Below are 24551 nucleotides of genomic sequence, written 5' to 3' on the forward strand. Positions count from 1 at the left end.
CGTTGCGTCACCTTGGCCGGCGACCGCTGGTTGTCGCGCGGGCGAAGCGATAGACTGCAAAACAGACTTCTTTAAGGATGGGAAAGCGCGATGCGTCTTGTGCTCGCTATGCTCTTGTTCGCGGCCGCCCCTGCGGCGGCGGCCGACATAAACGACTACCCCACCTCGGCGCGCGCCGATTATGTGTTCGCCTGCATGAAAGCAAACGGCGATTCGCGGTTGTCGCTCGAGCAATGCTCCTGCTCCATCGACGTGATCGCGAGCATTCTGCCTTATGACAGCTATGTCGCCGCCGAGACGGTCGCGAGCGTCAATCAGCAGCCGGGACAGATCGGCATGATGATGCGCAACACGGGCGCCGCGCGCGATACGTTGGAAACGCTGCGTCGCGCGCAGGCCGAAGCGCAAGTGCGCTGTTTTTGAGGCGTATAACTCTTTTTGCCAACGGCGAGGAGCCAACCCAACATGCTCGTTCTCATTCTCGGCATAGCGCTTTTCATTGGCGTCCATGTCTTTTCCACCCTGCGCGGCGCGCGCGGCCAGCTCGTCGCGCAATATGGCCTGCAGGCCTATAAGGGCGCTTATTCGGCTGTCGCGCTTCTCGGTCTTGTGCTGATCGTCTGGGGCTTCTCGCGCTATCGCGCCGAAGGAATCATCCAGATCTGGGACCCGCCGTCCTGGACGCGCCATATCGCCATGCCGCTGGTGTGGATCGCCTTCGTGGCGCTCGCCAGCCGCCGCGCGCCGCCCTCGCGCATCAGGGGCTGGCTGCGTCATCCGACGCTCGTCGCGCTGAAGAGCTGGGCGACCGCGCATCTTCTCGTCAACGGCGATCTCGGCGGCATGCTGCTTTTCGGCTCCTTCCTTGGCTTCGGCGTCTATGACCGAATCGCCGTCAAGCGGCGCGGCGACCTCGGTGCGCCGCGTCTCGACGCCTTCACCAAGGGCGACGCCATCGCGCTCGGCGCCGGCACGGCGCTTTATGTGTTGTTCCTTTTGCTGCACCCCTATCTCTTCGGCGTCGCCGTTCTGCGCTGAGCGACATAAATTCCTGCTTGGATTGCTCGCATTGATATCTGTCATTCCCGGCGCGCGAAGCGCGACCGGGAATCCAGAGCCAAAATAGTAAATGGTTGCTCTGGATTCCCGATCGCTCGCTGCGCGAGCGTCGAGAATGACAGCAGCAGTCGACCAAAATTCACATGACTTCGGAAGAGGGCCTCGTCAGCCGGCAAGGCGCGCGAGCGCCGTCGCGCGCCCGATCAGCGGCAGGAGCGCCGCGAGCTCGGGACCGCTTTCTTCCCCCGTAAGCGCGAGGCGCAGCGGGTGGAACAAGGCTTTTCCCTTGCGGCCCGTCGCCGTCTTCACGTCGCCGACCCAGGCGGACCAGGTCGTCTCGTCCCAAGGCTCCTGCGGCAGAAGCGCGGCGGCCTGCGCGAGGAACTCCGGCTCTTCGCGGACCGGCGCGATCTCGCCCTCGACCACGCGCCACCATTTGAGAATATCGTCGAAGGTCGAGAGATTGCCGCGCGCCGCGCGCCACAGCGGCTCCGCCTTGTGGCCGACGACGTCGAGCGCGGCGAGACGGTCGCGCACATCCTCGAATTCGAAGAGCGCCAGCGTGCGATGCGTCAGCGTTGCGAGATCATCCGGATCGAAGCGCGCCGGATTGCGCGAGACATGGGCGAGATCGAAATGCCGCCCCAGCTCGGCGAGCGTGCGCACGGCCTGCACATTATCGGAGGAGCCGGTCAGCGTCGCGAGCGCCGCGACGGCCAGCGCCTCATAGCCTTCCTCGCGCAGCGAGGCGATGGAGAGCGAGCCGGTGCGCTTGGAAAGCCCTTCGCCGCTCGCGCCGATCAGCAGATTGTGATGGGCGAAAGCGGGCGGCGGCGCCTGCGGCGCAAGCGCCGCGAAGAGCTGGAGCTGCACGGCCGTGTTGGTCACATGGTCCTCGCCGCGAATGACATGGGTGATCTTCATGTCGATGTCGTCGGCGACGGAGGGCAGGGTGTAGAGGAAGCTCCCATCCTCGCGGATCAGCACCGGATCGGAGAGCGCCGCGCAATCGATATGCACAGGCCCGCGAATGAGGTCGTTCCATTCCACGACGCCCGGCGCGAGCTTGAAGCGCCAATGCGGCCGGCGGCCCTCGGCCTCGAGCTTGGCGCGCTCGGCGTCGGAAAGGCGCAGCGCGGCGCGATCGTAGATTGGCGGCAGGCCGCGCGCCTGCTGCATTTTGCGGCGCTTTTCCAGCTCGTCCTGCGTCTCGTAGCAGGGGTAGAGGCGACCCTCTTCGCGCAATTTTGCGGCCGCGGCCTCGTAGAGCGCGATGCGCTCTGACTGCCTGAAAATCGCGTCCGGAGCGACGCCGAGCCAGGCGAGATCGATTTCGATCGAACCTGCAAATTCCTCGGTAGATCGGGCGAAATCAGTGTCATCGAACCGCAGTATGAATCGTCCATGGTGCATTGTGACGAACAAATAATTGAACAACGCGACCCGCGCATTGCCGATATGGATGCGGCCTGTCGGGGACGGCGCGAAACGAACGATCGGAGAGGTCATGAGGAAGCTTCGTCAGGAGTTTTCGCAAAGCGAGGGCAGGGAAAAGAATCCCGCGCCGCAACCCTTTTGCCAAGAGCCGACGTTTTTGTCAGTCGGAATATTGAGCTGGCCGCGTCCGGGCCTGGCGCGCCGCGCCAACCGTCAGACCGAAGCCAGCCTTCGCCTGCGCCGCCAATCCGCCCAAGTCGACGCGTGAGCCGAAAAACTCGATGATCCTCGCCTATATCTGCGCCGGATGGTGCGCCTTCATCCTCGTCCTCAACTTCGCCAGCATGTGGCTCATGGGCCGCAAATGCCGCGCCCGCGAGCGGAACATGCCAGCTCCGGCCGATGCGCCCTGGGTCAGCATCGTGCGCCCGGTGCGCGGCGTCGAGACCTTCTCGGAAGAGACGCTCGGCGCGACCTTCGAGCTCGACTATCCGCATTATGAAATCATCTTCTGCGTGCAGTCGCCGAGCGATCCGATCATCCCGCTCGTCGAGCGGTTGATCGAGGCGCATCCCGAACGCGAGGCGCGGCTCTTGATCGGCGACGATTACGTCAGCGCCAATCCCAAGCTCAATAATTGCGTCAAGGGCTGGGAGGCGGCGCGCTACGACTATGTGATCCTCGCCGATTCCAACGCTTTGCCGCCGCGTGATTATGTGCAGACCATGCTCGCCGCCTTCCGGCCGGACACGGCGATGACCGTCTCCATGCCGATAGGCTCCCGCCCGGTCGGCTTCTGGGGCGCGGTCGAATGCGCGATCCTCAACACCTTCCAGGCGCGCTGGCAATATGGCGCCGAGGCGATCGGCGCGGGCTTCGCCCAGGGCAAGAATATGATGTGGCGGCGCGAGGTGCTCGACCGCGCCGGCGGCATTCGCGCGCTCGGCGCCGAGATCGCCGAGGACGCCGCCTCGACCAAGGTCATCCGCGCCCAGAACATGCGGGTGCGCCTCGTCGACATGCCTTTTGAGCAGCCGCTCGGCCAGCGCACGGCGCATGAGGTCTATTCCCGCCATGTCCGCTGGGCGCGCCTGCGCCGCGTGACGTTTCCCGCCCATTACGCGCCGGAGTTCATGAACGGCAGCTTCGTGGCCGTGGTGCTCGGCGCCTACGCGGCGCTGGAGTTCGGCGGCGACGCGGCCTCCGCTGCTTTCACCGCCACAGCGATTGTCGGCGCGCTGCATGGCGGCGAATTGTGGCTGGCGCGCGTTTGCCGCTTCCCGCTCGACTGGCGCACGCCCTTCGCGCTGGCGATGCGCGATCTGCTGCTTCCGGTGATGTTCGTCGACGCGCTGCTCTTCGACGATTTCGTCTGGCATGGCAACGCCATGACTGTGCGCGAGGTCGAAGATACGGTCGGCTGACGCCGCTTTCGCAGATAGGATCGCCGACAAAGTGGCATTGACGCCCCTCGTGCTTCGAGAAGGCTGCTGCGCAGCCTCCTCAGCATGAGGGGCTTCTGCATCTGCGCCAAACACATAGGCCTCATCCTGAGGAGGGCGCGAAGCGCCCGTCTCGAAGGACGAGGCCGCCTCCGAAGTTCGTAAACAAACTGAAGGGCGCATTCACCGCCCTTCTTCTTTTAGCAATTCGAGCGTTTTCGGATCTTCCGCGCCGTCGAAAAAACGCGCCAGAGCCCTTGCGAAAAGCGGCTCCTGCGGCGCGGCATGCGCAAACAGCGTCATCGACGAGCGGAATTTTAATGCGTCCATAGAGCCCAGCACCTCTTCGGCGCTGCGAGCGCTCGTGGCCAGCATGGAGTCCACGCATTCGCGCAGCCGCGGGCCAAGAACTGGATGGGCAAGATAGGCGCGGGCTTCATTAAGGCCGCAAAGACCGTAGAAACGGCTGGCCTGACTGAAGCCGAGACCCGTCAGTTGCGGAAAGACATACCAGATCCAATGGCTGGTTTTGCGCCCGGCGCGCAGCTCGGCGAGCGCCTGCGCGTGAGAGCCCCTTTGCGCCTCGATGAAGCGCTGCAGATTGAAAGGGTCGTTGTTGTCCGGAGCGCTCATGGCCGCCACCCCACATCTCATCCCCCGTCGTCGCCCGCTATCTTAGCGGAGCGGCGACGGGTGGGGAGAGATATAGCGTGACGGACTTACGCCGCGCCTCTTGGGGGCGGCGCGAACGGAGATCCGCTGATTGGCCCGGTTGTCATTCCCGACGCTCGCAGAGCGAGCGATCGGGAATCCAGAGCACAACCAGCGCTCTTGTGGCTCTGGATTCCCGGTCGGGCTTTCAGCCCGCCGGGAATGACATGACCCTAAGCGAGCTGTTCAAACGGAAATGGTTTTACTCGGCCGCGTGTTGCTCCGGGACGCCGCGGGAAACCCGCTCCGCCTTGAGCAACTCGGCCACGAGGAACGCCACTTCAATTGCCTGTTCCGCATTGAGGCGCGGGTCGCAATAGGTGTGGTAGCGGTCGCGCAGATCATTCTCCGAAATGGCCCGGGCGCCGCCGGTGCATTCGGTGACGTCCTTGCCGGTCATTTCGAGATGAATGCCGCCGGCATAGCTGCCTTCGGCCTGATGGACCTCGAAGAAGCCGCGGATTTCCGACATGATCCGGTCGAACGGCCGCGTCTTGTAGCCCGCCGCGCTGATCGTGTTGCCGTGCATCGGATCGCAGGACCAAACGACATTACGCCCCTCGCGGGTGACGGTGCGCACGAGCGCGGGCATGGCGTCGCCGATCTTATCCGCGCCGAAGCGGCAGATGAGCGTGAGCCGCCCGGCCTCATTGTCGGGATTGAGGGCGTCGATGAGGCGCAGCAATCCGTCCGGCGTGAGGCTCGGACCGCATTTCAGGCCAATCGGGTTCTTGATGCCGCGCATGAATTCGACATGCGCGCCTTGCTCCTGGCGCGTGCGATCGCCGATCCACAGCATATGGCCGGAGGTCGCGTAATAATCGCCCGTCGTGGAATCGATGCGGGTCAGCGCCTGCTCGTAGCAGAGCAGGAGCGCCTCGTGCGAGGTGTAGAAATCCGTGCCGCGCAGCTCGGGATGGTGCTCGGGATCGAGGCCGATCGCGCGCATGAAGCCGAGCGTCTCGGTGATATGGTCGGCGAGCTTCTGATAGCGCGCGGATTGCGGGCTGTTCTTCACGAAGCCGAGCATCCAGCGATGCACATTTTCGAGATTGGCGAAGCCGCCGGCCGCGAAAGCGCGGATCAGATTGAGCGTCGCCGCCGACTGGCGATAGGCCAGGAGCTGGCGCTGCGGATCGGGCTCGCGGGAGGCGAGCGTGAATTCCAGGTCGTTGATGATGTCGCCGCGATAGCTCGGCAGCTCCTGATCGCCCTTCTTTTCAAAGGGCGAGGAGCGCGGCTTGGCGAATTGCCCGGCGATGCGGCCGACCTTGACCACGGGCGAGCCCGCCGCATAGGTCAGCACCACCGCCATCTGCAGGAAAACGCGGAAGAAATCGCGGATGTTGTCGGCCGAATGCTCGTTGAAGCTCTCGGCGCAATCGCCGCCCTGAAGCAGGAAAGCCTTGCCGGCCGCCACATCGGCGAGCTGGCGCTTCAGATTGCGCGCCTCGCCGGCAAAAACGAGCGGGGGAAAGCCGGCGAGCTGCCTCTCGACATCCGCGAGCGCCGCCTGGTCGCGATAGACCGGCGTCTGCTCGATCGGCAAATTCCTCCAACTGCCCGGCGTCCAGCGTTCCACTTTCCAAACTCCACGAAAATCTTGCCGCGAGCGGATGGCCCGGTGAGGCCACGGCTTTGGCGTGAAAGGCGCTTATAGAGGAAAATTCGAGACGGCGCGACCCTTTCCGGCGTCTCGCTGGACGCCCCGGCCCTGATTGGCTACGCGCAGGGAAATGGGCATCATTTCCATCACTGAAACGCCCCCTCCCTGTCCCTCCCCCGCAAGCGGGAGAGGGGACGCTCGCGATCTGCATTGCTGATGAAGGCCACAATCTACCCCCTCTCCCGCGAAGCGGGGGAGGGTTGGGGAGGGGGCAATGCAGCGCCACAAATCCCGCCGCCGATTTCCGACGCGAGGCGATACAGGAAGCCGGGACGCCCCGGCCCCGTTCGGCCGGTAGCGTGAAAAATAAGCGCATCGGAACCAGAGCGTCCCGGCTGCGGTCTTTATTCGCGCGCACCTTTCCGGGCCGAAGTAGCGCCATCTCGTGGCGGTTCCTCCGTCCGGCGCAGCCGCCAGACGGCGCCTGCTTCTTTCCCGGGAGGTTTGAACCTCCCGAGCGCGTCGCAAGGGCCTCGACATGCGCCGCCTCCGGCCCGCCGGCGCTTTCCCTTTCGGTACTCGGGCCGCGTGTCGCGGGCGCGAAAACTATGCCCAGCCTTTGCGTGGATTTCTCCACGCAATCTCCCCACGAAGGAGAGACCCGGCGGGCGGCGCCGGAGTCCCGCACGGAACGAGGGTCGCGTCCCGCGCTTAACCGACCCCGCCGGCGCCGCCGACCCTGACGACGCCCCTGCAAGTTGGCGAGGCGGGAGCGAGTATAGGGGAGCTTTGGAGGGTGGGGATAAAATGAGCGGGCGAGATAGGCCCTCATCCGACCCTCGCTCACGCGAGGGCCACCTTCTCCCGCAAGCGAGAGAAGGGGAGAGCGCGAGAAAGCATGGGCGCCTCTGGACCGCGAGCCTTCAGGCTCGCCCCGCAATGCGAGCCTGAAGGCTCGCGGTCCATAACCACGGCAAAGGCGCTGGCAGCTCCCGCTAACCCTCGCGCCTGATCCTGCGCGCCGGCGCCCGCATCGTCACCAGCTCTTCGGCAGCCGTCGGATGCACGGCCATGGTCGCGTCGAAGTCGCGCTTGGTCGCGCCCATGTTGAGGGGAATGGCGAGGAGCTGCGCCATCTCTCCAGCCTCCGGGCCGAAAAGATGCGCGCCGACGACGCGCTGGCCTTCGGCCTCGACGATGAGCTTCATATAGATGCGCTCGGCGCGGCCGGAGAGCGTCGCGCGCATGGGGCGGAAGCTCGTCTCGTAAATATCGAGCGCGGCGTATTTCTCTTGGGCGGCGGCCTCCGTCAGCCCCACAGCGCCCACCTCGGGCGTGGTGAAGACGGCGCTCGCCACATTGTCGTAGTTCACGGTCGTCGGCAGATCGCCGAAGACCGTATCCGCGAAAGCATGGCCCTCGCGGATCGCCACCGGCGTTAGATTGATGCGGTCGGTCACGTCGCCCACCGCATAGATGGACGGCACATTGGTGCGCGACTGCGCGTCGACGATGATCGCGCCATTCTCGCGCGTCGCGACATCCGCGCGCTCCAACCCGAGATGTTGCGTGAGCGGCCGGCGGCCGGTGGCGACCAGCACGGCGTCGACCTCGCGCGTCTCGCCGTCGCTCATGGAGACGGCGTAGCCCTTGGCGCATTTGTCGATGCGCGTCGGCAGCGCGCCGGCGTGATGCGCGACGCCTGCCGACGTCAGCGCCTCGGCGACGCGCTTGCGTAAGTCTTCGTCGAAGCCGCGCAAGGGGAGATCGGCGCGATAGGCGAGATAAACTTCCGCGCCGAGGCGCGCGAAGACGCTTGCGAATTCGACGGCGATATAGCCGCCGCCGACGATCAGCAGCCGCTGCGGGAAGGTCGGCAGGTCGAAGATTTCATTCGACGAGAGGCCCCATTCGAGGCCGGGAATATGCGGCGCCAGCACCGGCGCGCCGCCTGTCGCGATGAGGATGTAGCGCGCGCGCGCCGTGCGCCCGTCGGAGAAATGCACCGCGTTAGGACCGGCGATGGTCGCGCGGGCGCGGATCAACTCTACTTTCGCATTGCCGAGCGTCTGCTCATAAAGGCCGGAGAGGCGGCTGATCTCCTTTTCTTTCGCGGCGACGAGCGTCGGCCAGTCGAAGGAGGTCTCGCCAACATGCCAGCCGAAGCCCTTGGCGTCTTCGAACTCGTCCTTGAAGCGGCTTGCGAGCACATAAAGCTTCTTTGGCACGCAGCCGCGGATGACGCAGGTGCCGCCGACGCGGAATTCCTCGGCAATGGCAACTTTGGCGCCATGGCTCGCCGCCACGCGCGCGGCGCGCACGCCGCCGGAGCCCGCGCCAATGACGATGAGATCGTAATCGAAGTCGCTCATAGCGCGCCGCCTGTCACGTCGCCGATGATGCGCACGCCATCCTTGCCGGCGACGAAGATCGCCGTGGCGAGGCCGATGAAGAGGCCGTGGTCCACGACGCCGGGAATGGCCCGCAGCCGCTCGGCGAGCGTCTCGGGCGCGTCGATGGCGCCGAAGGCGCAGTCGTAGATATAATGCCCGCCATCGGTGAGATAGGGCGCGTCCGGCGCGCTCATGCGCAGCGTGATCGGGCCCTCTAACCCCAGGCCGCGCGCGACGCGCTCGATATGCAGCTTCGTCGAGCGCGCGCCGAAACGGTCGATCTCGATGGGCAGCGGAAAGGCGCCAAGCGTCTCCACCTCCTTGGTGGCGTCGGTAATGACGAACATGCGCTTGGAGGCCGCCGCGACAATCTTTTCGCGCAGCAAAGCGCCGCCGCCGCCTTTGATCAGCCGCAGCGATGCGTCGAACTCGTCGGCGCCGTCGATCGTGAGATCGAGCTCCGGCGTTTCATCGAGCGTCGAGAGCGTGACGCCGAGCCCCTCGGCCTGGACGCGCGTGCGCTCGGAGGTCGGCACGCCGACCACTTCCAGCCCCTGGCGCACGCGGGCGCCGAGCAGATCGACGAAATGCGCGGCGGTGGAGCCGGTGCCGAGCCCAAGGCGCATGCCGTGGGTGACCTTTTGAAGCGCCGCCTCGGCGGCGGCGCGCTTCATGGCGTCAGCGGAAAAGGGCGACATGGTGTGATCCCGCGCCGCGGGAGAGGCGGCGAAACCCGCGAATAGGAGCTTGCGGACGCAAAATCAATCGTCGCGGTCGCAATCGCCCGGGCGGCCCGCCGCTAATGCTGCTCAAGCGCGTTTTTTAGCCTGTATCACAGCGTCGGCGATTTCGACGAAGCCGGCGCCGCCGGGGCCTTGCGTGATCCAGGCTGGCGGCGTCGGGATTTCCGACAGATAGTCGCGAACGGTGCTGACGCCGACGGTGTGACGGAAAAAGGCGAACATGGGCGCGTCATTCGTCGAGTCGCCGGAATAGAGCACCGCGTCGCGATCGTCGTCGATGTCGAGACGGAATGTTTCGGCGAGGATGCGACGGGCCATTGCGAGCTTGTCATAGCCGCCGATCCAGCCGAGAACCCAGAGGTTGTTGACCGTCGCATCCGCGCCGGCGTCGCTCAGCGCGGAGAGAATTTTGCCGCAAAGAACGGGGTCGTCCGGCCGCGCAAAGGCGAGGCTCGTCAGGCGGAATGGCTGGTCTTGCGCAAGCCGCGCCTGCGGAAGCGCGTCTTGCACGGCGCCGGCAATCGCCTGCAAGCGGGCGGCGACCTCGGCGCGCGCCGCGTCCGGATGCCAAAATGTCCGCGCTATGTCGTGCCCGCTGGGATCGCGCTGGAAAAAGAACCCGCCATTCTCGCCGATGACGCCGTCGACGGGCCACATGCGCGCCATCTGATCGCACCAGCCCGCCGGAGCGCCGGTCACCGGGATGACCGTCACGCCGGCGTCGCGCAACCGCTCCAGCGCCGCATATGTATCGGCGTGGAGGCGGCCCCGATAGGTCAGCGTCTCGTCCATGTCCGTGAGAACGAAGCGAACGCTCGCGAACTCAACCGCCGTCGCCTGCGCCAGAGGCTTCATTTGGCTTGGGGCGTGCAGACGACCGAGCTTTCGTTGAGCACGAAGCAGATCGACATCATGCCGGAGCGCAGATCGACGCGGAACACGCCGCCTTCGCCCGTATGGCGCGAAGCGACGAGCGCATATTCGCTGAAGGTTCCCGCCTTGGCGCCTTCGCCCGGCGGATAGCACAAAGTGACGCCGATCGCGGTGCCTTCCTTCAGGCCATATTGGCAGGCGCCGATTTCGCCCGTCGCCTTGTCGAGCCGGAAGACGCGGTTGAGGTCGGTCTGCGGGGCGGCGAGAAATTCGTAGTTTCCGGCCGCGAGCGCAGCGCCCGTCGCCAGGAGCGGCCCGAGGGCGAGCGATGCTGCGCGCAAACGGCGTCCCCGGCCACCGAAAAATTGCGAAAGACGCATTCCTTCTCTCCTGTCGCGAATCGGTTGCGCGCAGTCTACACGCCGCCTTTCGGCGCGAAAATCGGGCGGCGGCGCTTGATCGGCGGGCACGTGCCCTTTAGGCCCAGGCGCATGACCCAGCGCGCGCCCATTCTCGTCTTCGATCTCGACGGCACTTTGGCGGACACCGCCCATGATCTCATCGCCACCCTCAATGTGCTGCTAGCCCGCGAGGGCCTGCCGATGGCGGCGCCCGCGTCGGCGCGCAGCATCGTGGGGGCGGGGGCGCGGGCGCTGATCGAGCGCGGCTTCGCCCTCAGCGGCGCGCCGCTGCCGCCAGACCGGGTGGAGCCGCTGGTGATCGAGTTTCTGGCCCATTACGAGGCCCATATCGCCGACGAAAGCCGCTTGTTTCCCGGCGCGCTGGCGGCGCTCGATCGCTTCGGGGATGCCGGCTTCAAGCTTGCGGTCTGCACCAATAAGCCCGAGCGGATGGCGCGACTGCTGTTGGAGAAGCTCGGAGCCGCCGATCGTTTCGCGGCGATCTGCGGGCGCGGCACTTTCCCCATGCACAAGCCCGATCCGCGCACTTTGGAGCTGACCATTGAAACCGCGGGCGGGGACCCGGCGCGGGCGGTGATGGTGGGCGACTCCAAGACCGACATCGACACCGCCAAAGGCGCCGGCGCGCCGGTGGTGGCGGTCGATTTCGGCTATACGGAGATCCCCGTGACCGAGCTCGCGCCGGACCGGGTGATCTCGCATTTCGACGAGCTTTGGGCGGCGGCGGAGTCGATTCTCCCGCCCTCCGCCTTCACGCGCACTTGACGGAACGCCCCGCCCTCTCTTACAGGAGGGTTCCTCGCGTCCGACGCGACGGGCGATTAGCTCAGCGGGAGAGCACTCCCTTCACACGGGAGGGGTCGCAGGTTCAATCCCTGCATCGCCCACCATTGAAATGCTGAGAAACGAGACGATAGGGGAGTGATCACTCCCCTTCTCCCCAGCGAACGAAAAACAAATTTCCCTGTGCAATCGGGGGAAATTGTTCCCTGTGCGTTCGCCCTCAGGGCCCCGGTTGCAGGCCTCAACCTCGCCTCCCCGGATGCGTTATTCCTCCCGAAGAGAGATGGGATGGGGACGGAACTTTGCTCAAAATGCGTTTGCGATTGGACCTTGCAACAGGCGCTCTCCAAGGCTTAGATCGTGGCATATTAACCAAACCTGAGCGGAAGTTTTAGAATGCGATTTCGCCTCGTCCCGCTACTCGCAATGAGCCTGCTCCTCCTTGTCACAACCTGTACGGAAATGTTGGCCGCGACCGTCCCGCCGGATATTAAGAAGGTCGTGACCTTCGTATTCTTGGCAGACGAGCAAGGAAATCTAAAACATGATAGCACTGGTTCGCCGATCCCTTACGGAACGGGCTTTTTTGTAGGTGTTAACGCCAAGCAGCCGAATAAAGGAATTTATGGTTATTTTGTTACCGCTAAGCATGTGCTCGCGGACGCGACTGGAAATTTATTTAGCAGAGTGTTTGTCCGCCTCGATAAAAAAGGAGGAGATGTAGAATACATCCCCCTCGACCTGCTCAATAAGGGACAAAAAACCGTCTATACCCACTCAGATGCAAGCGTTGACATAGCGATGGTTCCTTGGATGCCAGACCAAGCAAAGTTTGATTTCAAGATCATTCCAGAAGACATGCTCACAACGGAGGAAAAGTTTTCAGAGCTCCATATCGCCGAAGGGTCAGAAGTATTTTTTGCGGGGTTGATGGTCCAATTCGCAGGCGAGCATCGCAATTATCCTGTGTTTCGCTTCGGCCGCGTTGCCATGCTTCCCGATGAGCCGCTCAAATGGGTGGATGACCCTTCAAAGCCGCCAGCGCTCGTGAAACTCTATCTACTCGAAACGCAGTCATTCGGCGGCAATAGTGGTTCCCCGGTGTTTTTCTACCTGGGGATCGATCGTCAACCGGGATCGATAAGTATCGGTCCCCCAAGCATCGCGCTCGCTGGTATCATGAGGGGTACATTCTTGAATTCAACGCCGGTAAAGTTCGCTCAGAGCCCAACTGCAGTCATTCCTTATACGCCCGAAAATATCGGGGTTGCTGCGGTTACGCCGTCGTATTTTTTGCATCAGGTTCTCTTCTCGGAGGAATTAACGAAATTTCGCGAGGATAACCCGATCGCTTTTCCTTCATTGCCCGTCTGGCTAAATCGAGTGGGCCACTAGAGAATCCGCGAGCGGACTGACTTGCTGACAGACAGGCGGTCGTGAGTAAATCGCTAAGCCATGATCCGCTCCAGGCTGACACGCCCTCCTCACCGAAGGGCGCGCACCGGCACGCGCTCTATTCGCCGAGCTTTTCTAATCAGCTAGCTTTTGAGCCTTTTCGCCGCCCATGTATCTGGGGCGGACCAAAAACGATATCTTTCGGCGCGCGATCGTTGCGCCTTCGTCTGCTTGCTTACGTTCCATTTCGCGCCGCTCTCTGGCCTCGGCAAATGGGCGGATGCGCCAGACTTTTCTCCGGCCGCTGAGGCCGCAGGCGCTTTGTGCAATCCCGATGGCGGCCACCAGCCGGTGCCGGGTCACGATCACGATCAGACCAAATGCTGCGCCTATTGCCTGGCCAGCGGCCGCGTCGCCTCCTTGCTCGCCTTCGCGGTCATTTACGACGCCATTGCCTACCTGCTTGCCGAGACGCATGGCGTTTCGCACGACCGGCGCGCCGATGATTCCAGGCCTGCCGTGGGCTGGTTGATAAGCTGGCCGTCGTGCGCGCCGCCTGTCCCCTGAAAAATTCAGCCGTGCGCGCGTGGCGCCCATCCATTTTCTCTTGCCCTGAACAGAGCATCGCGTCGCCATTTCCATTCGCGGGGACGCAGAAATAGTCTGGGAAGGGCAGCAGAGCGTTTTTGGGCTTGCGAAAGATCCGAGCCCGCACCATTCGAGCGTGAGACGCTGGCGCGCCTGTCTCATTTACGAAGCGGCGTTTCCCGCCATCGCGCGGACCCTGGCGGTCAATTCGTCCAGAAGGAACGGCTTGCGCAGGATTTGCATATTTGGCGCGAGCCGCAACGTCTCCAACGAATTCCCCGCATAGCCCGTAATCAGCAGCACCGGTAGCTCCGGCCGCTTGGATTGAGCGGTTTCGGCGAGCTGGCGACCGTTCACGCCCGGCAGGCAGACGTCGGTGATCAGCAGGTCCAGCGGCGCGTCGGACTCCAATTCCTTCAGTCCGGCCAGGCCCTCGCTGGCTTCGACGACGGTAAAGCCCATTCGGGCGACCGCCTCGGCGATTTGCGCGCGCACCTCCGCCTGGTCCTCGACGACGAGAGCTTTTCCACGATGGGTCGACTCGGACAAAGCCGCTGCTTCGATGCGGGGGCGATCTTCAGCGGCGACGCAATCCTTTACGGGCCCGCGGCCGGGAAGATAAATCCTCACGCGCGTTCCCCCGCCAGGATGGCTCTCGATCCGCACGAATCCGCCGGATTGTTTGACGAAACCATATATCTGGGACAAGCCGAGGCCCGTGCCTTTGCCCGTCGGCTTGGTGGTGAAGAAAGGTTCGAACACCCGGCTCAGGACCTCACGGGTCATGCCCTCGCCGCTGTCGGTCACCGCGATCTCGACATAGTTTCCCGGCTGCGCGCCGGGGGTGTCCGGGTCGGCGATCAGCTCCCGATCCGCCGTGGCGATTTGAAGCGCGCCGCCTTCGGGCATGGCGTCGCGCGCATTGATGGCGAGATTCAGCAGAGCGCTCTCGAGCTGCGAAGGGTCGCAGGCGACGTTCCAGCGCGCCGGCGCCAGGCACAGCCGCAGCTCGATTTCGGGCCCCAGAGTCCGACGCAGCAACTCCTCCATTCCGGCGACGAGCCTGCCGGGCTCGATGACGCGCGGCGTCAACGTCTGGCGCAGCGAGAAGGCGAGCAATCTGTTGATGAGGCTCGAGGCGTTGTTCGCGGCTTTTTGTATGGCGGCGACGGCAGGCTTGATGTCTTGGGCGCGCCCGATCTCGATCTGGTGCTCGATGACGCTGATCGACCCCACGATCACCTGAAGCATATTATTGAAGTCATGCGCGATGCCGCCCGTCAACTGCCCGATCGCCTCCATCTTCTGCGCATGCGCCAGGCGTTCCTCGCTCTCGCGCAGGGCGGCGTTGGCGTCGCGTAATTGGGCGATCGACGGGAGAGAGAGAAAATCCGGCAGCTTCCACCACAGCACGATCGCCGTGGAAATCGAGGCCAGCGCCGTCGCAGCCTTGACGACGCCCTGAATGCCATAGAGCGGCGTCCAAAGCGTGGCCAGATCGAGCCAATGGGTGGTGCCGCAAAGCATGATGAAAGCGGCGAACAGCCACAGCATCGGAGGAAAGATGAGATCGCGGCGCCGTCTTCCGATAATGCCGAGCGCCATGGGGATGGAAAAATAAGCGACCGCGATGGCTGTGTCGGAAATCGCATAAAGCCAAATCAGCTCGGGTTCCCAAAGCAGGCAATAGCCGTGGGGCGCGAGCCCGGACGCGCCAAACAGCCATTCACTCAACGCGGATAACATGTGCCGCAACTCCCGTCGCCGCGAGAAACCGCCAAGCCCTCGCTAACCCCTTGAACGCGCCGCGAGAGCCGTTTCGGCTATGCCTCCCCAAGCAGGTGGAGGCCGGAATTTCAAGCTGCGCCATGGACATAATATACCCAGGGCGGCAGTTTTTCGCGTATGGCTCGTTGGAGAGAAGACGCGCGAGCTTCACTGTCAGAGGGGCTTTACGGGTAGGTTTGAGACTTCAAAGGGGAAAAGCGTGGTTTCGGACCACTGAAAGTTACGAAATTTTCTTTCAGCAACGCCATCGCCGGTTGTATCTTTCCCGATGCTTCCCTCGGCACGGAAGCGGGCGGCCGCCAATTTACAGCTTCTGGCGGCGCCAAGCGTCGCGCGTCAGTTCCCGGCGTTCCAACCCTGAACCAGGCGGGGGCATGCATATCGTCGCATTCGTCGCCCAGAAGGGCGGCTCCGGGAAAAGCACGCTCGCGAGCAATGTCGCCGTCGCCGGCCATCTTGCGGGCGAGCGCGTCTTCATCTGCGATCTCGACCCGCTGCAATTGCTGGTCAAATGGTCGAAGGCGCGCAAGGCGGTCGACGTTCCGGTCGAACATATCCCGCCGGGCAAGCTCGCGCCCGCCTTGGCGGCGCTGGCAAGCAAGGGCGTGACGCTGGCGGTGATCGACACGCCGGGGGCGGATCCGGCTGCCTGCGAAGAGGCGATACGGGCCGCGGATCTTTGCGTGATCCCGGCGCGGCCCAACACGCTCGACATATGGGCGAGCGAAGCGACCCTGGCCAAGGTGCGGTCGTGCGGCAAGGATTACGCTTTCCTTCTCAACCAATGTCCGCCCGCCCAGCAGGGCGTTCGCGTCGAGCGCGGCGCGCAGGCCTTGCAGCAGCTCGGGGCGCTGCTGGCGCCGCTCGTCTCCACCCGCGTCGATTATCAGGACGCCATCCGCCTCGGCCTCGGGGTCGGGGAGCTCAACCCGAGCGGCGTCGCCGCCCGGGAGATGCGCCGGCTTTGGGCCTCGCTGCGCGGCCGGCTCGAGGAGAAGGCCAGATCGGCGGCGCCGGAGCTGTCCCTGTTCCCGTATCGGAGCTTCTTCGATCAGGCGATCAAGGCGCACGACTTTTACGCCAGCTTCCTGAATGCGCTTTTGCCAGCCGACAGGGGGACGGCGGAACGGCCGCCGCCGGAAGACGCCGCCCGGCGGCGATGATTCGGCGCTCCGGACCTTCTTTCGCAAGCGCGCGTTAGGAGCCAATGGGCGCCGGGCGTCTTTCGCCGGCCCGGCGCGTGATCCGGCGGAGGAAGCAATGGTCGTCGCCGTCGAGACGCTTTATCTCACCGCTTTGCTCAGCGCTTTCATCGGCCTTGTCGGCCTGTTCGCCCTCGCCGGTCCGGCGGCGCGAACCTCGTTGCGGGCCAGGCAGAGCCTTCTCGGAGTCATTGTCGCGGCGACGGCGGTCTCGCTCTCGTCATATGTTCTTTATGCGCTCAGTCCACATCAGGAGGCGCGTCAGGCCACCTATGGGGCCTTAACCACGCCGGGCGGGTTTTCCTCCCGGATGGACTCGTCGCCTCGGTAGGAAATCGAGCGCGCGCAGAAGCTGGAGCGCGTGCTTGCAAAAAGCCTGTCGATTTTTGCGGATTTTGCGCCAAGCGGCGCTTGCCGCCGGTCCCCTTTAATTTATCGTCTCCCATCCCAATATGCAGGCGAAACGATCGGAAGGGCTCTATGACTGACAACACCCATGACGATATGGACGGCCTGTCCGACCCCTTCAGCTACGAGGATCTCGTTTCCCAGCGGGCGATGGCCTTTTACCATGTCGCGCGTTTGACCGACACGGTGCAGGACGACGCGGTGAAGGAACTGTGCCTCACAATGCTGCGCAAGCTCAACGCCAGCATCAAGGCGCCCTCCACGGCCGAGCTACGCACATTCGAGGGCAGCAAGCCCCGCTGACCGGTTGTGGTAAAGCTGCAACAGCACAGCTTTTTTGGAGCTTCGGCCCCCGCCGAACACAGTTTTGCCATAGCTCACGCGTGCAATCGTCGTGTGCTCTCCTTGGGCATTTCCTCCCTGAACTTGGGCCGCTGGCCGACCAGCGGCTCTTTTTTTGGCCCGATGGGCGTTTTTCGGCCCTCGCCGGGCGGCGACCGCAGTCAGGGCGGTTTCGCCAAGGCTTCCAATCGCGTATGATCCGCTCAGCCTGCGCTGAGCACCGCAGGAAATCCAAATCAATCGAGAAGGGACGTGTGAATGCGCATTTTTATCCGGCTTTCGGCTTTGCTGGCGATCACCGTGGCGGCGCCGGCCCTGGCTGAGGGCACCGCCTCCCAGCGCGCCGCCTGCGAGGACGACGCTTACCGTTTCTGCCAGGCCCAGGTGCCGGACGCCGTCGCGATCGAGAAATGCCTGCGGGCCAGCGCGGCCAGCATCAGCCCAGCCTGCCGCACCGAGTTGGGCCTTGCCTCGCCGGCGTCCGAGACCACGCCTCCGTCGGGCGGCAAGAAGCGCAAGCACTGATCGATCGGCGCGGGCGTTTCGTCCGCGCCTTCTCATTTTTTCAAGATTGTTGATTTTTCGCGCGCCCCGGAGCGCGCTTGCCGCGCCGCTACACGCCGTCAGCCTCCGACATAGATAGAAGCGTGGGGGGATGGCGAGGTCTTCCATGGCCGAAGCGTCACAGTCACACAATCGCGCCGCCGAGACGCCGCGAAACGGCGGCTGGACGATTGCGCAGAACTGGCGCTCCTATACGCAGGACGAACACGACCGCTGGAGCCGTCTCGTCGCGCGGCAGGAAAAGCTTCTGCCGGGCCGCGCCTGCGACGCCTTTCTCGAAGCCAAAGAGACGCTGAAGCTCCCGCGCCATTGCATTCCCGATTTCTCGAAAGTGAGCGATCGCCTCTCCCGTCTGACGGGCTGGCGCATCGCGCCCGTCGCGGGACTTATCCCCGACGACGTCTTTTTCGATTGTCTCGCCAATCGCCGTTTTCCCGCCGGCGCCTTCATCCGTTCGGAGCGCGCGCTCGATTATCTTTCCGAGCCAGACGTGTTTCACGATGTCTTCGGCCATGTGCCGCTGCTGGCCGATCCTGTCTATGCGCGTTTTCTCGAAGCCTATGGCAAGGGCGGCCAGCGCGCGCTGAGTAGAGGCCAATTGCACAATCTGGCGCGGCTCTACTGGTATACGGTGGAGTTCGGCTTGATCCGCTCCAGCGACGGGCTGCGCATTTTCGGCGCGGGCATATTGTCGTCGCCGGGCGAAACCGTTTTCTCGCTCGAAGACACGTCGCCCAATCGAATCGCTTTCGATCTCTTTCGCATCATGCGAACGAAATATGTCATCAGCGATTATCAGCAGATCTATTTCGTCATCGACAGCTTCGAGCAGCTTCTCGATCAATGCTACCAGGATTTCGGCGCGTTTTATGATCGGCTGCAGGCGGCGCGCGATATAGAGCCGCACGAACTTCTCCCTGACGATCACGTCATCACGACGGGCGATCTGCGATACTTTCGCACGCGGCATTGAAGTTCGACATGCGCCCCGTACGGGCGCTGCGCTGGCTGCCGGCTATGCGGCCCCTTGGAACAAAAGCGTTTCCGAGCTGTTTCGACAAGGGCGGCAGAGCAACGCCCGTGCAAAGACGATGCGAGCGGGAGCTACGCGGACAAGGAGTCACCAATGGCGCGTGCGGTACATGAGACGAGCGCTTCATCCCACCTTTTATGCTTTTCACATTTGCGTTGGCGTTTTGTTTTTCAGCGTCCTCAACATCTCATGAGCCGCGCGGCGAAAGAGTTCCAGACCTGGTATTTCGAGGAGCCCGAGTTTTTCGACGGGCCGCCTGTCTTGCGCATAGAGACGGATGAAGCGTGCAACGTCTCGGTCGTCACGCCGCTCGTGCCGAAAGGGCTGAACGATGCAGAGACCAACGAAACATTGAAAGCGCTTTTGGCGCGGCTCTTGTCGCGGATTCAGCCAAAGCGATTGATTGCCTGGTATTACACGCCCATGGCGCTCCGCTTCACGCATGAGCTCGAGCCCGATGGCTGCGTCTACGACAACATGGATGAACTCTCCGCCTTTGTCGGAGCGCCGGGCGACATTGCCGATTGGGAGCGCCGCTTGCTCGATAAATGCGACGTCGTCTATGTCGGCGGCCGTTCGCTTTACGAGGCCAAACGCAATCGGCATCCAAATATCCACGTCTATCCCAGCAGCGTCGACGTCGCGCATTTTCGTGTGGCGCGGACCATGCGCGACGCGCCCGAGGATCAAGCGCTCATTCCGCATCCGCGCATGGGATTTTTCGGGGTTATCGACGAGCGGATGGATCTCGACATCGTCGCCGGCGTTGCCGCGCTTCGCCCGCAGTGGCAATTGGTGATGGTGGGCCCGACCGCGAAGATCGATCCATCGCGGCTTCCCCTCGCGCCAAACATCCATTGGCTCGGGTGCAAAAGCTATGAGTCGCTGCCGCGTTACCTCGCGGGGTGGGACGTTGGTTTTATGCCTTTCGCGCTGAATGAGGCGACGCGTTTTATCAGCCCCACAAAGACGCCCGAGTTTCTTGCCGCTGGCGTCCCATTGGTGTCGACGCCGATCGCCGACGTCGTCGAGCCTTATGGAAAGGCGGGGCTCGTGGAGATCGCAAGAACGGCCGAACAGTTCGTTGAACGCGCCGAATATCTGCTGCGCAGACCGAAAGGGCCCTGGCTGAGAATGGTCGACGCGCATCTTTCCGGCATGTCGTGGGACAGCACATGGGCGGGGATGGCGGGGCATCTGAATTCGATCTCGCACAGAGGCATGGAGGCGCGTCGTGTTTGACTGGCTGATCGTCGGCGCGGGTTTCGCCGGAAGCGTTCTTGCGGAACGCATTGCGTCTCAACGCGGAGAGCGGGTTCTTCTCATCGACAAAAGGGCGCATATCGGCGGAAACGCCTATGACCGGCACGATGAAGCCGGCGTGCTCATTCATCAATACGGACCGCATATTTTTCATACCAATTCCGAAGCGATCTTCGGCTATCTTTCGAAGTTCACGCGGTGGCGTCCCTATGAGCACCGTGTGCTGGCGAAGGTCGATGGGATGCTTTTGCCGATCCCGATCAATCTCGACACGGTCAACAAGCTTTTTGGCCTTTCGCTCGATTCCGAGGGCCTCGCCGCATGGTTTGCGGCGCGCGCCGAGAAGAGAGAAGAAATCAAAAGCTCCGAAGATGTCGTCGTCACCACTGTGGGACGCGAACTCTATGAGAAATTCTTCAAGGGTTACACGAAGAAGCAATGGGGCGTCGAGCCGTCGCAGCTCGACAAATCCGTGACGGCGCGCGTGCCGACGCGCGTCAACAGGGACGATCGCTATTTCACCGATAGCCATCAATATATGCCCACGGACGGTTATACGCGCATGTTCGAACGCATGCTCGATCATCCGAACATCAAGATCATGTTGCAAACGGATTTCGAGGAGATACGCGATGAAGTCGATTATCGGCGTCTCATCTACACGGGCCCGATCGACGAGTTTTTTGAGTTCCGTTTCGGCAAGCTGCCCTATCGGTCGTTGCAGTTCAAACATATGACGCTCGACCGGCCGTGGCTCCAGCCCGTCGCCGTCGTGAATTATCCGCAGACGGAGGCTTACACGCGCGTCACCGAATATAAGCATCTGACCGGACAGCGCCATGAGAAGACGAGCGTGACCTTCGAGTATCCGTGCGATAGCGGCGATCCCTATTATCCGGTGCCGCGCGCCGAGAATATGGAGCTCTATAAGAGATACGAGAAACTCGCGCTGGCGCAGAAGGACGTCTGGTTCGTCGGGCGGCTTGCAACCTACCGCTACTATAATATGGACCAGGTTGTCGGACAGGCGCTCGCCTCGTTCCGTCGCATCTGCGCAGAGGTTGCGCCGCCGAAAAACCGTGCGCTGGCGAGCGCCGTGGCGGCGGAGTAACACCATTTCCGTTTGAATGGCTTGCATTGGGTAATGAAAGCCACAGAAGCGCTAAGTTTTACTCAGCGCCCGTCATTGCGAGCGAAGCGAAGCAATCCAGGGCGGCGATGCGGCCCTGGATTGCTTCGTCGGCTCCGCCTCCTCGCAATGACGGCAGTCATTTCCTTTGTGTTCAAACGGCGCGAGCGTCGGGAATGACGCACTAATCGCATGCGCTCCGAATTGGGAACCGGGTTGGCCGACAAGCGTTTCGCCGGGAGCGCCCGCGACAGGAGACGGCCATGTTCACGCACAATAAAAAGCTCCAGTATACGGTTCGCGTCTCGGAGCCGAATCCTGTGCTGGCGAGCCTTATTCTCGAACAGTTCGGCGGCCCGCAGGGCGAGCTTGCGGCGGCCATGCGCTATTTCACGCAGGCGCTCGCCGAGGACGATCCCGGCCGTAAGGACATGCTGCTCGACATCGCCACGGAAGAGCTGAGCCATCTCGAAGTTATCGGCAGCATCGTCGCCATGCTGAACAAGGGCGTGAAAGGCGAGCTGGCGGAGGCGACGCAATCGGAGGCGGATCTCTATCGCTCTCTGACTCAGGGCGGCGACAGTCATACGCAGGCGATTCTTTACGGCGGCGGACCGGGCCTGACCAATTCCTCGGGCGTCCCCTGGACCGCCGCCTATATCGACACGGTCGGCGATCCCGCCTGCGATCTGCGCTCCAATATTGCGGCGGAGGCGCGCGCCAAGATTGTTTATGAGCGCCTGATCAACGTCACCGACGATGCGGGCGTCAAGGAAGCGCTCGGCTTTTTGATGACGCGCGAGATCGCGCATCAGAAATCTTTCGAGAAGGCGCTGTACTCGATCGAAGGCAACTTCCCGCCCGGCAAGCTGCAGGGCATTCCCGAATACGCCGACCTTTACGTCAACACTTCGCAGGGCGAGGGCGATACGATGGGTCCGTGGAACTCGGGCGAGCAGTGGCGGCGCATGGACGATGTTATCGGCGCCATTCCTGTCGATGGCGGCGAAGGCGATGCGAGCGTCGGCCTGACGAGTTCCGAACGCAGCGATTTGTCGAGCTTTGCGGCTCGGACCATGTCGAACCCCATGGCCGATCCGACGACGGGCGCGGATCTCGGGCAGTCGGGGAGAGCGTGATCCTCGCGTCAGAACGCCTTGCGCGGCGCGTGACGGCGCGCCGCGAGCCCACGCCATAATTCTTCGAGATAGGGCAGGAGGCCGAGCAGGGTCGCCCCGGAGAGAACGGCGACGATATAGCCTTGGGGCAGCGGTTCGGGCTTCCACGCCAGCGCCGTTCTGGGCGCTTCTTCTCCAGCGCCGAAAAGGGCGAGAAATTGCGGCCAATGGCGCGCGATGATGAGAAGCAGCGCCATGAGCGGGATCATCTCCAAAAAGCTGTGCACATGCTGCTCGAGAGGCGTCACGCGCCGCGTCGAGACAGCATAGGAGACATCCCAGAAGGCGGTCGCCTCATGCAGAAGAAACATGGCGATCATGAAAGCGATCACCAGCGCGTTCACGTCGAGAAAGATCGCCGCCAGCAAGGGCAGGCCGAGTTCCGCGAACATGAGGAGATGCAGGAGCGACTCTTTTGGACCGGATGTCGTTTCGATATGCGTCGCTCTGTGACACATCCAATCGGCCACGCCGGCGAGAAACCAAATCGGAACGATGAAATACATCAATATGAGCGCCGTTGGGTCCTGGGCCATCGGGCGCTCCGGCGTCAGCTCTCGATTTTGCGCAGCGGCGAGAAAGCCGGCGCGTTGAGCGCTTCGCCATCCGGCGCGAATTGAGAGCCGTGGCAGGGGCAATCCCAGCACTTCTCGAAGTCGTTCCAATGGACATGGCAACCCACATGCGTGCAGGAGGCCGAGCGCAGGTAAAGCGTTCCGTCCGCTTCGCGATAAGCGGCGACCTTTTCGAGGCCGTTCCGCACGATCGCGCCATGGCCCGGCGCGATCTCTTGGGTCGAAGCGACTTCGCCGCCTTTCAGATAGTCGACGAAATGCTTGGCCGCCGACACATTTTCTTTGATGAACTCTCCGGCCGCTTTCATCGGCTTGCGCGAGGGATCATAGACGCTCTGCCAGGGGCTTTCGCCGCGCAGGATGAGATCGGAAATCAACAGGCCCGCGACGGCGCCATGGGTCATGCCCTGGCCGGAGTCGCCGGTTGCGACATAGACGCGCTTGGCCCCCGGCGAGCGCCCGATGAAGCCCATGTAATCCATCGGCTCCATAACCTGCCCCGACCAACGCGCCTTCTCGCGACCGAGCTGGGGAACAAGGCCCCGCGTCCAGGTTGTCAGCGATCGGATGCGCGCGTCTCCGTCATTGCTCTCGCCGGTCTTATGGTCTTCTCCGCCGACGATGAGAATGTCGAAGGCGCCGTCGCCCGGTTGAAGCCTTACATAATGATAGGGATCGAGCGTGTCCCAGTAGAGCGCGTCCGGGAGGCTGGCGCGGGGAATTTCGAAAGCGACGACATAGGTGCGATACGGCGCCTGTTTGGCGCTGATCGCCAATCGGTCGTTGATCGGCGCATTGGTGGCGACGACCGCGACATCGGCGATCAGGCGGGCGCCGTCGAGCGTCGTCAGGACGACGCCATTTTCATTTTCCTCCACAGAGGCAACCGGGCTCTCGGAATAGAAGCGGCCCCCGCTTCGAGAGATCGCTTGCGCGAGCGCGGCGAGATATTTCGTCGGGTGAAAGGTCGCCTGGTCGGGAAAGCGCAGCGCTGGGGTCGCTTCCAGGCCAGTGAAAGGAACGCCCTCTTGCCGCAGCGCGATCATGCCGACCTGTGCGCTCGCCACAAGCTCCGAGTCGATGATGCTCGGGTCGGTTTCAGGCGCGAGAAACAGGAAGGCGTCCAGGCGGCGGAAGTCGCAGGCCGCGCCGAGCTCGGACTGGACGGCTTCGATACGGGAAATCGCGGCGGCCTGGCTCTCCTGCCAGCCCTTGGCGGCGTCGAGGCCGCAGGTGTCGATGAGCGTGCGGAAGCCATCGTCGCTATAGGACGAAAGATGCGCCGTGGTTCGCGCCGTCATGCCGCCGCCGATGGAGCCGCGATCGATCACGGCGACGTTTTTACCCGCTTTGGCAAGCTCATAAGCGACCGACATGCCCGCGATGCCGGAGCCGACCACCGCCACTTCGGCTTTTATCTCGCCCTGCAAGCGCGCGGCGGTCGCGCCAACGCCTTCCCAGATCGATTTGCTGCGTTCGGAGCTGACATTCATCTCGCGCTCCTCCAGCTTGGCCGCGCTTGCGCGCCGGCGGGGGCGGAGAAGGAACCGGAAAGCGGGAACGAATGTTCCGGGGGGTGACGCGCTGACTGACGAGCGGAGGGAAAGCGAGCCTTGC

The 24551-nt window shown here is 63.2% G+C and carries 24 protein-coding genes and 1 tRNA gene; 14 read left to right on the forward strand and 11 right to left on the reverse strand.

Annotated features, from left to right (window positions below):
- The first annotated feature begins 90 nt into the window (after positions 1-90).
- Positions 91-423, forward strand: a complete 333-nt coding sequence (locus JJT62_RS07460) for a hypothetical protein (RefSeq protein WP_202072091.1) — start codon at positions 91-93, stop codon at positions 421-423.
- Between the two features lie 42 nt (positions 424-465).
- Positions 466-1038 carry an NnrU family protein gene (locus JJT62_RS07465; RefSeq protein WP_202072092.1) on the forward strand — a complete coding sequence of 191 codons (573 nt, stop codon included), beginning with the start codon at positions 466-468 and terminating at the stop codon, positions 1036-1038.
- 186 nt (positions 1039-1224) lie between these two features.
- Here the strand turns inward: JJT62_RS07465 and gltX are convergent, their stop codons facing one another.
- Positions 1225-2568 carry a glutamate--tRNA ligase gene (gltX, locus tag JJT62_RS07470; RefSeq protein ID WP_202072093.1) on the reverse strand — a complete coding sequence of 448 codons (1344 nt, stop codon included), beginning with the start codon at positions 2566-2568 and terminating at the stop codon, positions 1225-1227.
- Between the two features lie 209 nt (positions 2569-2777).
- On the opposite strand from gltX, the gene JJT62_RS07475 reads away from it, so the two are divergent.
- Positions 2778-3920, forward strand: a complete 1143-nt coding sequence (locus tag JJT62_RS07475; protein WP_202072094.1) for a ceramide glucosyltransferase — start codon at positions 2778-2780, stop codon at positions 3918-3920.
- Between the two features lie 201 nt (positions 3921-4121).
- Here the strand turns inward: JJT62_RS07475 and JJT62_RS07480 are convergent, their stop codons facing one another.
- The 6 genes from JJT62_RS07480 to JJT62_RS07505 all read right to left on the reverse strand — a co-directional run bounded on the left by JJT62_RS07480 (position 4122) and on the right by JJT62_RS07505 (position 10644).
- Positions 4122-4571, reverse strand: a complete 450-nt coding sequence (locus tag JJT62_RS07480; protein ID WP_202072095.1) for a DUF1810 domain-containing protein — start codon at positions 4569-4571, stop codon at positions 4122-4124.
- A gap of 280 nt (positions 4572-4851) precedes the next feature.
- Positions 4852-6231 carry a class II 3-deoxy-7-phosphoheptulonate synthase gene (locus JJT62_RS07485; protein ID WP_202072096.1) on the reverse strand — a complete coding sequence of 460 codons (1380 nt, stop codon included), beginning with the start codon at positions 6229-6231 and terminating at the stop codon, positions 4852-4854.
- Between the two features lie 1019 nt (positions 6232-7250).
- The gene (gene gor, locus JJT62_RS07490; protein WP_202072097.1) at positions 7251-8627 is read right to left on the reverse strand and encodes a glutathione-disulfide reductase; all 1377 of its coding nucleotides are present in this window, start codon (positions 8625-8627) and stop codon (positions 7251-7253) included.
- Entirely contained in the window at positions 8624-9346 is a 723-nt protein-coding gene (gene rpiA, locus JJT62_RS07495; RefSeq protein WP_202072098.1) for a ribose-5-phosphate isomerase RpiA, read from the reverse strand. The genes gor and rpiA overlap by 4 nt, the downstream gene beginning before the upstream one ends.
- 111 nt (positions 9347-9457) lie before the next feature.
- Positions 9458-10246 (reverse strand): HAD-IIB family hydrolase, encoded by a 789-nt coding sequence (locus JJT62_RS07500; RefSeq protein WP_202072099.1) that lies wholly within the window; start codon positions 10244-10246, stop codon positions 9458-9460.
- Positions 10243-10644, reverse strand: coding sequence for a hypothetical protein (locus tag JJT62_RS07505; protein ID WP_202072100.1), 402 nt, complete (start codon positions 10642-10644; stop codon positions 10243-10245). Before JJT62_RS07505 ends, JJT62_RS07500 begins: the two co-directional genes overlap by 4 nt.
- Positions 10645-10755: 111 nt before the next feature.
- Here JJT62_RS07505 and JJT62_RS07510 point away from each other — a divergent pair, with 111 nt between their 5' ends.
- The 3 genes from JJT62_RS07510 to JJT62_RS07520 all read left to right on the forward strand — a co-directional run bounded on the left by JJT62_RS07510 (position 10756) and on the right by JJT62_RS07520 (position 12864).
- Positions 10756-11451 carry an HAD family hydrolase gene (locus tag JJT62_RS07510; protein WP_202072101.1) on the forward strand — a complete coding sequence of 232 codons (696 nt, stop codon included), beginning with the start codon at positions 10756-10758 and terminating at the stop codon, positions 11449-11451.
- Positions 11452-11501: 50 nt separating this feature from the next.
- Positions 11502-11576, forward strand: a tRNA-Val gene (locus JJT62_RS07515).
- Positions 11577-11865: 289 nt separating this feature from the next.
- A complete protein-coding gene (locus JJT62_RS07520) occupies positions 11866-12864 on the forward strand; it encodes a serine protease (RefSeq protein ID WP_202072102.1) in 999 nt (332 codons plus the stop codon).
- Positions 12865-12999: 135 nt separating this feature from the next.
- On the opposite strand, the gene JJT62_RS07525 is transcribed toward JJT62_RS07520, so the two are convergent.
- Together JJT62_RS07525 and JJT62_RS07530 are read right to left on the reverse strand one after the other, a co-directional pair.
- Positions 13000-13341: a hypothetical protein gene (locus JJT62_RS07525; protein WP_202072103.1), complete on the reverse strand. Its 342-nt coding sequence runs from the start codon at positions 13339-13341 to the stop codon at positions 13000-13002.
- A 273-nt stretch (positions 13342-13614) separates the two neighbouring features.
- A complete protein-coding gene (locus tag JJT62_RS07530; protein ID WP_202072104.1) occupies positions 13615-15198 on the reverse strand; it encodes an ATP-binding protein in 1584 nt (527 codons plus the stop codon).
- A gap of 416 nt (positions 15199-15614) precedes the next feature.
- On the opposite strand from JJT62_RS07530, the gene JJT62_RS07535 reads away from it, so the two are divergent.
- From JJT62_RS07535 to JJT62_RS07570, 8 genes are all read left to right on the forward strand, one after another.
- Complete coding sequence (locus JJT62_RS07535; protein ID WP_202072105.1) at positions 15615-16403, forward strand: AAA family ATPase; 789 nt, start codon at positions 15615-15617, stop codon at positions 16401-16403.
- 97 nt (positions 16404-16500) lie between these two features.
- Positions 16501-16773: a hypothetical protein gene (locus tag JJT62_RS07540; protein WP_202072106.1), complete on the forward strand. Its 273-nt coding sequence runs from the start codon at positions 16501-16503 to the stop codon at positions 16771-16773.
- Between the two features lie 149 nt (positions 16774-16922).
- On the forward strand, positions 16923-17153 hold the full coding sequence (locus JJT62_RS07545; RefSeq protein ID WP_202072107.1) for a hypothetical protein: 231 nt from the start codon (positions 16923-16925) through the stop codon (positions 17151-17153).
- A 297-nt stretch (positions 17154-17450) separates the two neighbouring features.
- Positions 17451-17717 (forward strand): hypothetical protein, encoded by a 267-nt coding sequence (locus JJT62_RS07550; protein WP_202072108.1) that lies wholly within the window; start codon positions 17451-17453, stop codon positions 17715-17717.
- Between the two features lie 145 nt (positions 17718-17862).
- Positions 17863-18729, forward strand: a complete 867-nt coding sequence (gene phhA / locus JJT62_RS07555; protein ID WP_202072109.1) for a phenylalanine 4-monooxygenase — start codon at positions 17863-17865, stop codon at positions 18727-18729.
- A gap of 249 nt (positions 18730-18978) precedes the next feature.
- The gene (locus JJT62_RS07560; RefSeq protein WP_202072110.1) at positions 18979-20031 is read left to right on the forward strand and encodes a glycosyltransferase; all 1053 of its coding nucleotides are present in this window, start codon (positions 18979-18981) and stop codon (positions 20029-20031) included.
- The gene (gene glf, locus JJT62_RS07565; protein WP_202072111.1) at positions 20024-21163 is read left to right on the forward strand and encodes a UDP-galactopyranose mutase; all 1140 of its coding nucleotides are present in this window, start codon (positions 20024-20026) and stop codon (positions 21161-21163) included. Before JJT62_RS07560 ends, glf begins: the two co-directional genes overlap by 8 nt.
- 281 nt (positions 21164-21444) lie before the next feature.
- A complete protein-coding gene (locus JJT62_RS07570; RefSeq protein WP_202072112.1) occupies positions 21445-22320 on the forward strand; it encodes a manganese catalase family protein in 876 nt (291 codons plus the stop codon).
- Between the two features lie 8 nt (positions 22321-22328).
- Here JJT62_RS07570 and JJT62_RS07575 read toward each other — a convergent pair whose 3' ends face one another.
- Positions 22329-22895 carry a diguanylate cyclase gene (locus JJT62_RS07575; protein WP_202072113.1) on the reverse strand — a complete coding sequence of 189 codons (567 nt, stop codon included), beginning with the start codon at positions 22893-22895 and terminating at the stop codon, positions 22329-22331.
- A gap of 14 nt (positions 22896-22909) precedes the next feature.
- Entirely contained in the window at positions 22910-24427 is a 1518-nt protein-coding gene (locus tag JJT62_RS07580; RefSeq protein ID WP_202072114.1) for an FAD-dependent oxidoreductase, read from the reverse strand.
- Positions 24428-24551: the final 124 nt, after the last annotated feature.

Source organism: Methylocystis sp. Sn-Cys, from assembly GCF_016745395.1.
In the GTDB taxonomy this organism is placed as follows: Bacteria; Pseudomonadota; Alphaproteobacteria; order Rhizobiales; family Beijerinckiaceae; genus Methylocystis; species Methylocystis iwaonis.